The following is an 11,548-nucleotide window of genomic DNA, read 5'->3' as shown; positions in this document are numbered from 1 at the left end:
TGTGTGATGCTGCGCTACCGGAGCGGCGATGACAAGGTGTCAGCGATGCGTGTGTTCTGTGGCTACACATTCCACTGTCGACCCCGCCCCGTGCGCAATTGCGCACGGGGCGCGGGGACCCATAACCACAGGGAGAGGTTTGGCGAAGACTGGAAGTTCGGTACTGTAACCACCCGCTATCGATAGATCACGCGGTATGGGTCCCGCGTTCGCATGGACGACAGTGGAGAGAATCTACACCGACCAGGGCTCCGCTTCCGCCGCGCTCTTGGCCTTCGCCGACACCGGGGCCTCGCCGATCACCTCGACGAGCGCGCGCAAGGCTTCCTTGACGCCATCGCCGGTGATGCCGGAGAGCAGCAGCGGCGTCTTCTTGGCCGCACGCTTCAGCCGGTCCTTCTGCTTCTTCAATTCGTCCGGCTCGACCGCGTCGATCTTGTTCAGTGCGACGATCTCGATCTTGTCGGTCAAGAGCCCGCCATAGGCGTCGAGCTCCTTGCGCACCGTCTTGTAGGCCTTGCCGGCATGCTCGCAGGTGGCATCGATCAGATGCAGCAGCACGCGGCAGCGCTCGACATGGCCGAGGAAGCGGTCGCCGAGACCGGTGCCTTCATGCGCGCCTTCGATCAGGCCAGGAATGTCGGCTAGCACGAACTCGCGGCCGTCGGCGTTCACGACGCCGAGCTGCGGATGCAGCGTGGTGAAGGGATAGTCGGCGATCTTCGGCCGCGCCGCGCTGACCTTGGACAGGAAGGTCGACTTGCCGGCATTGGGCATGCCGACGAGACCGGCATCGGCAATGAGTTTCAGTCGCAGCCAGATCCAGCGCTCTTCGCCCACTTGGCCGGGATTGGCGTTGCGCGGCGCGCGGTTGGTCGAGGTTTTGAAATGTGCGTTGCCGAAGCCGCCATTGCCGCCCTCAGCCAGCACGAACTTTTCGCCGACATTGGTGAAGTCGTGGATCAGCGTCTCGCGGTCCTCGTCGAAGATCTGCGTGCCGACAGGAACCTTCAGCACGATGTTCTTGCCGTTGGCGCCGTGGCGGTCCGAGCCTGAGCCGTTCTCGCCCTTCTGGGCCTTGAAGTGCTGCTGGTAGCGGTAGTCGATCAGCGTGTTGAGGCCGTCGGCGACCTCGATGATGACATTGCCGCCGCGGCCGCCATTGCCGCCGGAGGGACCGCCGAATTCGATGAACTTCTCGCGGCGGAACGCCACGCAGCCGTTCCCGCCGTCACCGGAGCGGATATAGACCTTTGCTTCGTCGAGGAATTTCATGGGCCATAGGTAGGCCAGCCGGTCCCGTGCGGCAACCCGGATTGACCCGCAAATCGGCCGAATTTCTTGCGATTTCGGCCCTTGCTTAACCCCAGGACGACTTCAGAGGGGCCGCCGCCGGATCAGGAATTTCTGCGTGCCCTCCAGCACCAGCTCCTTGCGCTGGTTGAACACGGTACTGCCCAGCGTCACCACGCCGGTCGTACGGCCCGGCACCAGCTCGGTGACCTCGAGCGCGGGATAGAGGGTGTCGTCGGCGAAGACCGGTTTGAGAAACCGGCTCGATTGCTCGAGGAAGCCGACCAGGGATTCCTCGACCATGAACGGAAACAGGCCGGCGCCGGGCGCGGTGTGGATCAGGGTCTGGAAGCCGTGGGCAAGCAGGTGCGGCATGCCGCGGCTGCGGCAATATTCCAAATCGTAGTGCACGGGATGGGTATCGCCGCTCGCGGTCTGAAACGCCGCGAAGATCGCCGGCGTCTGGGTCCGGCTCGGCAGCACGAAGCGTTCGCCGATGACGAAATCCTCAAACCAGCGTTGCGTGGGGATCATGCGATGCTGGGTCGGATCGAAATCGGTCATGTCCATGCTCTCTGCTCGTGGTCGGCCTATCGCTACCGCGGCGCGAAGAGTGCGACAATCCGTTCAATTCGGCGTTGCGGGCTTGTCGCGGCGGCTCACGTCATTAAAACGACCGCAAGCGACACTACCAGCCGATTCCTAACGCTCTCTCCTCCGTCATTGCGAGCGCAGCGAAGCGACGAAGCAATCCAGACTGCCGCAGCGAAAGACAGTCTGGATTGCTTCGCTTCGCTCGCAATGACGACCCCTCACAGTCCGATCATGCCCTTCTTCAAATCTCTCTCCGCCTATGATGATCGATCCGCGCGCCTGGCCGGCATCGGCCTGATGGTGCTGTCGATCTTCATGTTCTCGTTCGGCGACGCCATGGGCAAGTTCCTGGTCGGGACCTATTCGGTGGGGCAACTCCTGTTCCTGCGCGCCTGCGCGGCGCTGCTGCTGCTGTCGCCGCTGATCTGGAAGCAGCGGCACCAGTTCCTGCATCTGGAGCGGCCGCGCCTGCAGCTGTTCCGCGTCGTGCTCTCGACGCTGGAGGTCGCCGCCTTCTTCCTCGCCACGGTCTATCTGCCGCTCGCCGACGTCATCACGTACTATCTGGCCGGGCCGATCTTCGTCACCGCGATGTCGGCGATCTTCCTGGGCGAGAAGGTCGGCTGGCGGCGCTGGACGGCGATCCTGATCGGCTTCTGCGGCGTCCTGATCGCGCTGCGGCCGTCGGCGCAGACCGTCAGCCTACCGGCCCTGATCGCGCTCGGCGGCAGCCTGTCCTTCGCGACGCTGATGCTGATCACACGCAGCCTGCGCAAGACGCCCGACATCGTGATGGCATCCTCGCAATTTGTCGGCACGTTTTCGCTGGGGGCGGTGCTGTCGGCATTCCACTGGGTGCCGCCGACCTCGGGCAGCCTCGTGATCTTCGCTACCGCCGGGCTGGTTTCGGTGACCGCGTTGTTCTGCGTCAACCGGTCCCTGAAACTCGCGCCGGCGAGCGTCGTGGTGCCCTACCAATATTCGATGATCGTCTGGGCCGTGATCTTCGGCTTCGTGGTGTTCGGCGACGTGCCGTCAATGGCGACGCTGATCGGCGCCGCCATCATCATCGGCGCGGGGTTCTACATTTATTTGCGCGAGCGGGATTTGGGGCGTGAGGGCGCCGACGTGAATCCGCCGGCGTGATGCCCACCCTCCCCCTCCAGGGGAGGGTAAGTCACCTCATCCGTCTCGCGCTACTCCAGCTCTTCAGCGAGGCCCACACCCCGCGCGACAGGCGGAAGCAGTCGACGGGCGTCGAGGAGCCCAGCGCGAGAAAGCGATGCAGCTGCACGCCGCTCCACTGGAAGCCGCACTTCTCCAGCACCTTGCGCGAGGCCGGGTTGGTGACGCGCGCGCCGGCATAGAGATGCTCGTCTTCGAACTCCTCGAAGAAGAAGTCGATCGCGCCGCGCGCGGCCTCGGTGGCAAAGCCCTGGCCCCAATGCTCGACGCCGAGCCAGTAGCCGAGCTCGGCATCGCCGGGCTTTGAGCAGTCGATGCCGACCATGCCGACCGGTCCGGTGTCGTGCTCGATCAGGAATACGGTCTCGCTGCCGAGCGCGGCGGTGGCGCGGACGAATTCGATGGCGTCGTCCTGCGAATAGGGATGCGGGAGGCGGCGGGTGTTTTCCGCGATGCGGCGGTCGTTGGCGAGCTGGGCGATGGTCCTGACGTCGGCAAGGGTCGGCCGTCGCAAGGTCAGCCGTTCGGTGGCGACAACGCTGGGTCTCGCCTCAGCCAAGGTCACGCTCGAGAAATCCTGCAACATGTCCGGCTCCGTGAAAGTCACTAAGTCAAAGTGAGCAAGTCAAAAGAAAAGGGGAGGCCGGTTTCCCGCCTCCCCTTGGAGCCTTCGATCTCTATGATCTGGACTCCGCCGGTTCAGTGGGACCGGCGGATTCCAATTTGATCCACCGTCTATTCAGCCGCCTCTGCGATCGGGAGTACCGATACGAAAGTGCGGCCGTTGGCTTTGGCCTGGAACGTGACGCGACCCTCGATCTTGGCGAACAGAGTGTGGTCCGTGCCCATGCCGACATTAAGGCCGGGGTGCCAGGTGGTGCCGCGCTGACGCGCAATGATGTTGCCGGGAATCACAACTTCCCCGCCGAACGCCTTGATACCGAGGCGCTTACCCTTGGAATCGCGTCCGTTGCGCGATGAACCGCCTGCTTTTTTGTGAGCCATGGCCCGTCTCCGAAATCCTGCGTATTTCTAGATCAATTCCTTGACGGAATCATTTCAAAATTTCTCACGCATCAATTCGTGAATTGGCGTGATCAATTCTATTTATTCGGCGGCTTCCGCTGCCGGCTCCTTCGCCACCTTCTCCCGCTTCGGACGCGGGCCCTTGGTGGGCTTGGCGCCGTCGGTCAGGATCTCGCTGATGCGCAGAACCGTGATCTCGTCGCGATAGCCGCGTTTGCGGCGCGAATTCTTGCGGCGGCGCTTCTTGAACGCGATGACCTTGGGGCCGCGCTTGTGGTCGAGCACCTCGACCGCAACGGACGCGCCTGCGACCGTCGGAATGCCCAGCACCGGCGTGTCGCCGCCGACGACCAGCACTTCATTCAACTGCATGATCGAGCCGACTTCGCCTTCGATCTTGCCTACTTCGAGAACATCATCCGGCTCGACGCGGTATTGCTTGCCGCCGGTTTTGATGACTGCGAACATCGTTTTTTCTCCGTGTTCAATCCCGGCCTCGCGACGGATTGTCGGGGCCGGCTTTTTGCCAGTCGCTATGGTTTATGCGCGTTTTGTGCGGGCGGGACTTATCCCATTGAAAACCCACGCAAAAACAGGCGGCGCGAGAAACGCCCCGCGCCGGTTGCGGGACTTATAGCCGCAAGGGGCGAAGAGTCAAGGAAAACTGCCGGGATTTGAAGGATTTGGCCTGCCTTCCAACGCATCGGCCGAATCTGCAGCCGGTTTGCAACCAACGGGTTCCCTCCCCGTTGTCCTCGCAAATTGGACATGCGGGCAAGGGTTATCATGGCAACAGACGAATTGGTGAAGACGACGGGCATCGCCCAGCACGGGGCCGGCCGCCTGCCGTCTGTCGAGGTCGACAGTTTCAACATCGAGATCAAGGACGAGGACGGCTTTCTCGGCGACCGCGCCAGCAAGGGGGCGTTTCGCGAGATTCTCGAGGCGTGGCGCAAGCCGCTGCGCAAGAGCGGCGAGGATCCCTTCGGCGACGAGCCGTCCGACAAGATCAGCAAGAAGGTCCTCGATGCCGTTCTGGTCGGCGACGATACCGAGGCCACCGCCGTGGTGCACAGCGCGATCGAGGATTTTGCGCAGGAGCTGGCTTACGTCACGCGGCGGTTTCTCAAGACCAAGGCTTGGGCCAAGACCGAGTGCATCGTGGTCGGCGGCGGCTTTCGGGCCTCCAGGCTGGGCGAGATTTCCATTGCCCGGGCCGAGATCATCCTGAAATCGGAAGGCTTCAAGGTCGACCTGGTGCCGATCCGCTTCGATCCCGACGATGCCGGGCTGATCGGGGCCCTGCACCTCGCACCGTCCTGGATTTTCGAGGCCTATGACAGCATCCTCGCGGTCGACATCGGCGGCACCAATATCCGTTGCGGCATCGTCGAGACCCGTTGGAAGAAGGCGCCTGATCTGTCCAAGGCGGTCGTCTTCAAATCCGACCTGTGGCGCCACGCCGATGACGAGCCGAGCCGCGAAGCCGCGGTCAAGCGGCTGGTCAAGATGCTCGAAGGCCTGATCGAGGACGCCGCGGCCGAAGGCTTCAAGCTCGCGCCGTTCATCGGCATCGCCTGTCCCGGCGTGATCAACAAGGACGGCTCCATCGAGAAGGGCGCGCAGAACCTGCCGGGCAATTGGGAGAGCAGCAAGTTCAACCTGCCGGCGAGCCTCGTCGAAGCCATCCCCGTCATCGGCGAGCACGACACCGCGGTCCTGATGCACAATGACGGCGTGGTTCAGGGCCTCTCGGAAGTGCCGTTCATGCAGGATTTCCAGCGCTGGGGCGTGCTCACCATCGGCACTGGCCTCGGCAATGCGCGCTTCACCAACCGCCGCAAGGAGAACGGCAACGGCAAGGACCGGGATTCCACGGAGAACGGGAAGAAAAAAGGTAAGAACGACAAGGAGTAACCTTGACTGGTTAGGTTAAGGACCGGATTGCGTTGCGAGACGCCGCCCGCGCGCTAGGGTCGAATCGTCGCCTCGCCTGGCCTGCGAAGCCGCCCTTCCTGGCCAGAGTTTCAATGAGCGGCACGGGACCGCCAGTGTTTACCGCGTCTGGCGGTCCCACCCCCTCGTTCCTCCCCCAGACCCGTGATTCGTCAATCCGTGCGCGGCCTCAGCCGCGCGCCGCGCCAGAAGCGAACGGGCCGGGCGAATTGGCTCAAAGTGCCGCCGAAATCCGCAATCGGCCCCGCCACCACCGCGACGTCGTGCGGTCCGGCCGGAAAACGGAGCTGATTTTCGTCTCCCGCGCCTTGTCTGGCCCGCCATCCTCGCCTATTAACGCCCCCAACCACAGGGGCCGCAGCTCCTAGCCTTGGCGCCTTCAGGAGAGGTGGCAGAGTGGTTGAATGCACCGCACTCGAAATGCGGCATAGGTGCAAGCCTATCGGGGGTTCGAATCCCTCCCTCTCCGCCAGTCAAATCTAAAATTGCCGGTAAGCGGCGAGCCCTTTGATCCGAAAGCAAATCCAGTGCTTTCCGGGCCGCAGCAGTCCACGCGCTCGGCACGCCCGGCGTGTCCCCGATGCGCCTGCCGCCTCAAGCCAACAGCAGCTTGTCCGGCGTCATCGGCAGATCGCGGATGCGCTTGCCGGTGGCGTTGAACGCGGCATTCGCGATCGCCGCAGCGACGCCCGCGATGCCGATCTCGCCGATGCCGCGCGCGCCCATCGGAGTGCGAGGATCGGGAATATCGGTCCACAACACGTCGATCTCGGGCACGTCGAGATGGGCCGGGATATGATAGTCTGCGATGGACGCACTGATGATCCGCCCGCTGCGCTCATCGAGCAGGGTCTCTTCCGTCAGCGCCATGCCTAGTCCCATGATCATGCCGCCGCGAAACTGGCTGGCTGCTGTCTTCGGATTGAGGATGCGACCGCAATCGAACGACCCGACGAGACGGTCGACGCGCACTTCCCCCGTCACCTCGCTGACGCGCAATTCGCAGAAGATCGCGGACCGGCTGTGCATCGAGAATTTCAGCACCTCCAGGGGCGCCGAGCTTTCGCCGACGACGCTGATTTCGCTGCGCGCCGCCCGCTTGAGGATCGATGCGAAGCTTTCATGGCGCAACGGATCGCCGACCTTGCGCAAACCTGCATCGGCGAATTCGATCTCGTTCGCCCGCAGGCCGGCCAGCGGCGTGTCGTTGCCGGCCAGGCGCAGCAGTTCGCCGGCGAGCTTCGTGCTCGCCGCGTTGATCGCTGCGCCAAGCGACGCCGTTTGCGACGAACCGCCGGCGAAGCTACCGAACGGCAGGCTGGTGTCGCCGATCCGAACGGTGACGCGGTCGAGCGGCAGTCCGAGACGATCGGCGGCATGCTGCCGCTGCACGGTTGCCGTACCCATGCCCATCTCGTGCGCGGCACTCGCCACGGTCGCGCGACCATCGGTGTCGATCGTGATCCGGGCCGACATGCCCGGCATCCGCACGTAGGGAAACGAGCCTGACGCGCATCCCATACCAACCAGCCACTCGCCCTCCTTGCTCGAACGCGGTCTGGATGGACGGCGCTCCCAGCCGAAGCGTTTCGCGCCGAGCTCGTAGGCCAGCATCAGGTCACTCTGCGAATGCGGCGCACCGCTGACCGGATCGGCGTGGCCGATGTTGCGACGCCTCAGTTCGATCGGGTCGATCTGAAGTTCATGCGCCAGCTCGTCCATCGCACTCTCGATCGCGAACGTCCCTGGCGCCTCGCCCGGCGCGCGCATGAACGTGTTGGCGAGCAGGTCGAGGTCGATGGCGTGCTGCACGATGTCGAAGCTTCCTGCCGCGTAGAGCGATCGGCTGGTCAGCGTGAACGCCTCGTCGGTCACGCTGTGCGCGGGCTTGACCGAATAGCCGTGATGAAGAAGCGCCGTCAGCTTGCCGTCGCGGTCGGCCGCGAGCGCCACGCGTTGCTCGGTCTGCGAACGGCCGCCGACGAGGCGCTGCATGCTGGCCCGCGACAACACCAGCCGGACTGGCCGCTTTGCGAGTTTTGCCGCCGCGGCGCCGAGGATCTGATGATCCCACAATCCCTTGCCGCCAAAGCCACCGCCGACGAAGGGCGAGCTGACGAAGACCTGCGCCTCTTTGATGTCGAACACCTTTGCCAGCGAACCGGCCGTGCCGTTCAACATCTGGGTGGCGTCATGCACGATCAGCCGGTCACCGTCCCAACGGATGGTCGCAGCATGGGGTTCGATGGGGCTGTGACTTTCCCAGGGCGTGCGATAGACGGCATCGACAACGGTGGCTGCTGTCCTGAATGCGGTATCCGCATCGCCCTTCTTCAGCCGGTTTCGCTCGATCATCAACGAATCCGGCGTGCGGGCATTCGCCTTGCCGGCCTCGAACTCCGTCCGCGCAGCGACCGGCTCGTAGCGGACGATGACCAGCGACGCGGCGAAGTTCGCCTGTTCCTGCGTCCGTGCGAGCACGACGGCCACCGTCTGGCCGTTCCAGCGGATCTCCGCGTCCTGCATCACGGACAGGATGTTGTTGCCGGCGGCTTTCAGATTTGTCAGGCCGATCGGCGGCGGCAGTGCCATTTTCGGGGCGTTGCGGTGGGTCATCACCAGCGCCACGCCGTCCGCCGCCTCGGCGGCAGCGACGTCGATTTGGGCAATGCGTCCGCGCGCGATCGTGGAGTGGACGAAAGCCGCGTAGAGCAGCCCTTCCATGGGAACTTCCGCCGCAAAGCGAGCGGCGCCCTTCACCTTGTCGGGGCCGTCGATGCGCGACTGCTGCGTCCCGAGGTTGACCCGCTTGTCGATCAGCGGATCCGGCGTGCCGCCCGGCAGCCAGCTGCCGGGAACGTAGCCCATCGCGGCGCGGACGCCGCCGACGATCGCATTCTGCAGCTTGCTCATGCGTCCGCTCCTGTCAGTTGGGCGAGCACGGCCACGATGGTCCGCTTCGCGAGCTCGACCTTGAAGGTATTGCCGTCAAGCGTGCTGGCTGCCGCCAGTTCGGCGTCGGCCGATGCACGAAAGCGATCCGGCGTCGGCGCCTCGCCCAGCAGCATTTTCTCGGCCTGCCGCGCGCGCCATGGCTTGGCGGCCACGCCGCCGAGCGCGATCCGGACATCCCGGATCTTTCCGTCGACGACATCTACACCGGCTGCGACTGATATCAGCGCGAATGCGTAGCTCGAACGATCGCGGACCTTGCGATAGGTCGAGCGCGCGGCCGCCGGGCCCGGCGGCAGCTCGATCGCGGTGATCAGTTCGCCGGGATGCAGGACCGTCTCGATCTGCGGCGTCTCGCCCGGCAAGCGATGGAAATCGGTCAGAGCGACGCTGCGCTCGCCTCCGTCGCCGGCGAGATGAACCGTCGCATCGAGCGCCGCAAGCGCGACGCACATGTCCGATGGATGGGTGGCGATACAGTGCGGCGATGCGCCAAGGATCGCATGATAGCGGTTGAAGCCGCCGATGGCGTCGCAGCCGGCATGCTGCTCGCGCTTGTTACAGTGCGAGCCCTCCGCATCGTAGAAATAGGCGCACCGCGTGCGCTGAAGGATGTTGCCCCCGACCGTCGCCATGTTGCGGATTTGCGCGGAGGCTCCGGCCAGCAACGCGCGCGACAGCATCGGATAGCGCGCACGCACGGCGGGATGCGCAGCCAGCGTGCTGTTGCGCACCGCCGCGCCGATCTTGAGGCCTCCGTCCGGCATTTCGATGATCTCGGCCGGCAGGCGCGAGACATCGACCAGCGCCTGGGGCGCCTCGATATTCTGTCGCATCAGATCGACGAGATTGGTGCCACCACCGAGGTAGCGGACGGGTCCGGCGGCCGCGGCGGACAGGGCCGAAGCCTGATCGGCGACGCGCTGATAAGCGAAGGTTCTCATGCCGCTTCTCCGTCCATCAGCTTCTCGATGGCATCGATGATCCCGTTGTGAGCGCCGCAGCGGCACAGATTGCCGCTCATGCGCTCGCGGATTTCGTGGCGCCGTGGGCCTGTTGGGCCTTCGGTGAGGTCGGCCGTGACGTAGCTGGGATCGCCACGACGCAATTCCTCGATCATGGCGATCGCCGAGCAGATCTGGCCTGGCGTGCAATAACCGCACTGGAAGCCCTCGTGCTCGATGAAGGCATGCTGCAGCGGATGCAGCTCTCCGTCTTCAGGCGCCAAGCCCTCAATGGTGCGCACCTCGCGGCCATCGGCCTGAACGGCCAGCGTCAGGCACGACAGGACCCGCTCGCCGTCGATGAGGACGGTGCACGCGCCGCAGCCGCCCTGGTTGCAGCCCAGCTTCGTCCCGGTCAGCCCGAGACGCTCCCGGAGTAGATCGAGCAGGGAAATCCTGGGGTCGTCGGGCGCAGGATGTGCGATTCCGTTGATGACGATAGCCATGGACGCCTCCATCTCTGGGCCGAACTTTCCTCAAGCTCTGGCAGCATCACCAAGATAATACGAAATTCGTACTATTCAAGTTTCGTTGTCGGCAATTTTTTCAGTCAGACGGATCAGTTCGTCCTGTTCGGACGTCTCCAGCGCCTGGAGCATGGTCCGACATGCCTGCCGGTAGCCTTCGATGTGCTCGTCAACCACCTGGCGCCCCTTTTCGTTCGCGCTCAGGGCGACCGCGCGGCGATTGTCCTCGGGACGGCGACGCTCGATCAGGTCTTTCTTCACCAGCCGATCGACGGCAGAGGACATCGTCGTCATCGCGACATTGAGATAGCGCGCGACATCGCCCATGCCGCAACCAGGATGTTCGGCGATGAACATCAGAGTCTGGGCATCGAGCGCGTTGAGTGCGTTTTCGGCCGCAGCGACCGCCTCGGCCACCTTGAACCGGCGCGTGAAACGTTCGAACGCGCGCGTCAATTGCTCGACTTGTTCTCGGGTTGGTTCAGGCATGGCGGCAGCAAAACATGTTCGGCAGTTCGGGGCCAGAGATCGATACACGAAACGAGGGATTGTCGCTGCAGGGAAGCAGCGTGAAGGTGTGCCGCCGGCTCGGCTACCGCTTCAGCTGCTAGCGCCTTCCGCTCGGCCGATGGCGACCTCGTCATCGCGCGTGGGGAAGGCAGAGGCGTGGCACCCGATGGCAAGCCCTATTCGAACAGCTATGCGTGGATCATGCTCATGCAGGACGGCAGCGCGGAGGTGACGGCCAATCTCGACCTCGCACCCTACGACGACATCCTGCGGCATGTTCTCTTGCCAGCGCAATCGCGCTGGCTGCCTGTGGCGATGCGACTGCTCCATGTCGAAGGTGCAGCGCTGGACGCGCTGGGGATCGATGACTTGCAGAGGTGCGAGGTCCGATTCCTGCCTTCCGTAAGTCTTTGATATCGTGGGCCCCGCCTACTGTGCATGGGGTTGTTTCGCCATTATCGTCATTCGGCCCTCCGAAAGCCCGCAGCCCGCCAGCCCGTTTGAACCCACTCCCCGCCCGATCCGACCCAGCAATGCCCCGCCCTCCGGCGGCACCGAGGT

At 64.1% G+C, this 11,548-nt stretch carries 12 protein-coding genes and 1 tRNA gene; 4 read left to right on the top strand and 9 right to left on the bottom strand.

The features are described from left to right. Positions 1-234: 234 nt before the first annotated feature. Both obgE and IVB26_RS37660 read right to left on the bottom strand, forming a co-directional pair. Positions 235-1,275, bottom strand: a complete 1,041-nt coding sequence (obgE, locus tag IVB26_RS37665; protein WP_247969895.1) for a GTPase ObgE — start codon at positions 1,273-1,275, stop codon at positions 235-237. A gap of 102 nt (positions 1,276-1,377) precedes the next feature. Then, a complete protein-coding gene (locus IVB26_RS37660; RefSeq protein WP_247969894.1) occupies positions 1,378-1,857 on the bottom strand; it encodes a MaoC family dehydratase in 480 nt (159 codons plus the stop codon). 261 nt (positions 1,858-2,118) lie between these two features. On the opposite strand from IVB26_RS37660, the gene IVB26_RS37655 reads away from it, so the two are divergent. Beyond that, a complete protein-coding gene (locus IVB26_RS37655) occupies positions 2,119-3,033 on the top strand; it encodes a DMT family transporter (RefSeq protein ID WP_247969893.1) in 915 nt (304 codons plus the stop codon). 31 nt (positions 3,034-3,064) lie between these two features. Here IVB26_RS37655 and IVB26_RS37650 read toward each other — a convergent pair whose 3' ends face one another. From IVB26_RS37650 to rplU, 3 genes are all read right to left on the bottom strand, one after another. Continuing rightward, a complete protein-coding gene (locus IVB26_RS37650) occupies positions 3,065-3,658 on the bottom strand; it encodes a GNAT family N-acetyltransferase (RefSeq protein WP_247969892.1) in 594 nt (197 codons plus the stop codon). 149 nt (positions 3,659-3,807) lie between these two features. Next, entirely contained in the window at positions 3,808-4,077 is a 270-nt protein-coding gene (rpmA, locus tag IVB26_RS37645; protein ID WP_011083253.1) for a 50S ribosomal protein L27, read from the bottom strand. Positions 4,078-4,179: 102 nt separating this feature from the next. Next, positions 4,180-4,566, bottom strand: a complete 387-nt coding sequence (rplU, locus tag IVB26_RS37640) for a 50S ribosomal protein L21 (protein ID WP_063198396.1) — start codon at positions 4,564-4,566, stop codon at positions 4,180-4,182. A gap of 318 nt (positions 4,567-4,884) precedes the next feature. Between rplU and IVB26_RS37635 the strand changes: the two genes are divergently transcribed. Next, complete coding sequence (locus IVB26_RS37635; protein WP_247969891.1) at positions 4,885-6,015, top strand: ROK family protein; 1,131 nt, start codon at positions 4,885-4,887, stop codon at positions 6,013-6,015. 421 nt (positions 6,016-6,436) lie between these two features. Then, positions 6,437-6,526 (top strand) — tRNA-Ser (locus IVB26_RS37630). Positions 6,527-6,648: 122 nt separating this feature from the next. Here IVB26_RS37630 and IVB26_RS37625 read toward each other — a convergent pair. The 4 genes from IVB26_RS37625 to IVB26_RS37610 all read right to left on the bottom strand — a co-directional run bounded on the left by IVB26_RS37625 (position 6,649) and on the right by IVB26_RS37610 (position 10,966). After that, positions 6,649-8,922, bottom strand: a complete 2,274-nt coding sequence (locus tag IVB26_RS37625; RefSeq protein WP_247973372.1) for a xanthine dehydrogenase family protein molybdopterin-binding subunit — start codon at positions 8,920-8,922, stop codon at positions 6,649-6,651. A 41-nt stretch (positions 8,923-8,963) separates the two neighbouring features. Beyond that, complete coding sequence (locus IVB26_RS37620; protein ID WP_247969890.1) at positions 8,964-9,950, bottom strand: FAD binding domain-containing protein; 987 nt, start codon at positions 9,948-9,950, stop codon at positions 8,964-8,966. Next, positions 9,947-10,456, bottom strand: a complete 510-nt coding sequence (locus IVB26_RS37615; RefSeq protein WP_247969889.1) for a (2Fe-2S)-binding protein — start codon at positions 10,454-10,456, stop codon at positions 9,947-9,949. The genes IVB26_RS37620 and IVB26_RS37615 overlap by 4 nt, the downstream gene beginning before the upstream one ends. Before the next feature lie 75 nt (positions 10,457-10,531). After that, positions 10,532-10,966 carry a MarR family winged helix-turn-helix transcriptional regulator gene (locus tag IVB26_RS37610; protein WP_247969888.1) on the bottom strand — a complete coding sequence of 145 codons (435 nt, stop codon included), beginning with the start codon at positions 10,964-10,966 and terminating at the stop codon, positions 10,532-10,534. 177 nt (positions 10,967-11,143) lie between these two features. Between IVB26_RS37610 and IVB26_RS37605 the strand changes: the two genes are divergently transcribed. After that, positions 11,144-11,401: a hypothetical protein gene (locus IVB26_RS37605; RefSeq protein WP_247969887.1), complete on the top strand. Its 258-nt coding sequence runs from the start codon at positions 11,144-11,146 to the stop codon at positions 11,399-11,401. The last annotated feature ends 147 nt before the right edge of the window (positions 11,402-11,548 follow it).

The sequence above is a fragment of the Bradyrhizobium sp. 195 genome (assembly GCF_023101665.1).
Taxonomy (GTDB): domain Bacteria; phylum Pseudomonadota; class Alphaproteobacteria; order Rhizobiales; family Xanthobacteraceae; genus Bradyrhizobium.
This window is presented reverse-complemented; position numbering and strand designations above follow the sequence as displayed.

Coding starts and splice junctions, on each gene's coding strand:
- obgE (WP_247969895.1), bottom strand. CDS start 1,275: ATGAAATTCCTCGACGAAGCAAAGGTCTATATCCGCTCCGGTGACGGC.
- IVB26_RS37660 (WP_247969894.1), bottom strand. CDS start 1,857: ATGACCGATTTCGATCCGACCCAGCATCGCATGATCCCCACGCAACGC.
- IVB26_RS37655 (WP_247969893.1), top strand. CDS start 2,119: ATGCCCTTCTTCAAATCTCTCTCCGCCTATGATGATCGATCCGCGCGC.
- IVB26_RS37650 (WP_247969892.1), bottom strand. CDS start 3,658: ATGTTGCAGGATTTCTCGAGCGTGACCTTGGCTGAGGCGAGACCCAGC.
- rpmA (WP_011083253.1), bottom strand. CDS start 4,077: ATGGCTCACAAAAAAGCAGGCGGTTCATCGCGCAACGGACGCGATTCC.
- rplU (WP_063198396.1), bottom strand. CDS start 4,566: ATGTTCGCAGTCATCAAAACCGGCGGCAAGCAATACCGCGTCGAGCCG.
- IVB26_RS37635 (WP_247969891.1), top strand. CDS start 4,885: ATGGCAACAGACGAATTGGTGAAGACGACGGGCATCGCCCAGCACGGG.
- IVB26_RS37625 (WP_247973372.1), bottom strand. CDS start 8,922: ATGGGCTACGTTCCCGGCAGCTGGCTGCCGGGCGGCACGCCGGATCCG.
- IVB26_RS37620 (WP_247969890.1), bottom strand. CDS start 9,950: ATGAGAACCTTCGCTTATCAGCGCGTCGCCGATCAGGCTTCGGCCCTG.
- IVB26_RS37615 (WP_247969889.1), bottom strand. CDS start 10,456: ATGGCTATCGTCATCAACGGAATCGCACATCCTGCGCCCGACGACCCC.
- IVB26_RS37610 (WP_247969888.1), bottom strand. CDS start 10,966: ATGCCTGAACCAACCCGAGAACAAGTCGAGCAATTGACGCGCGCGTTC.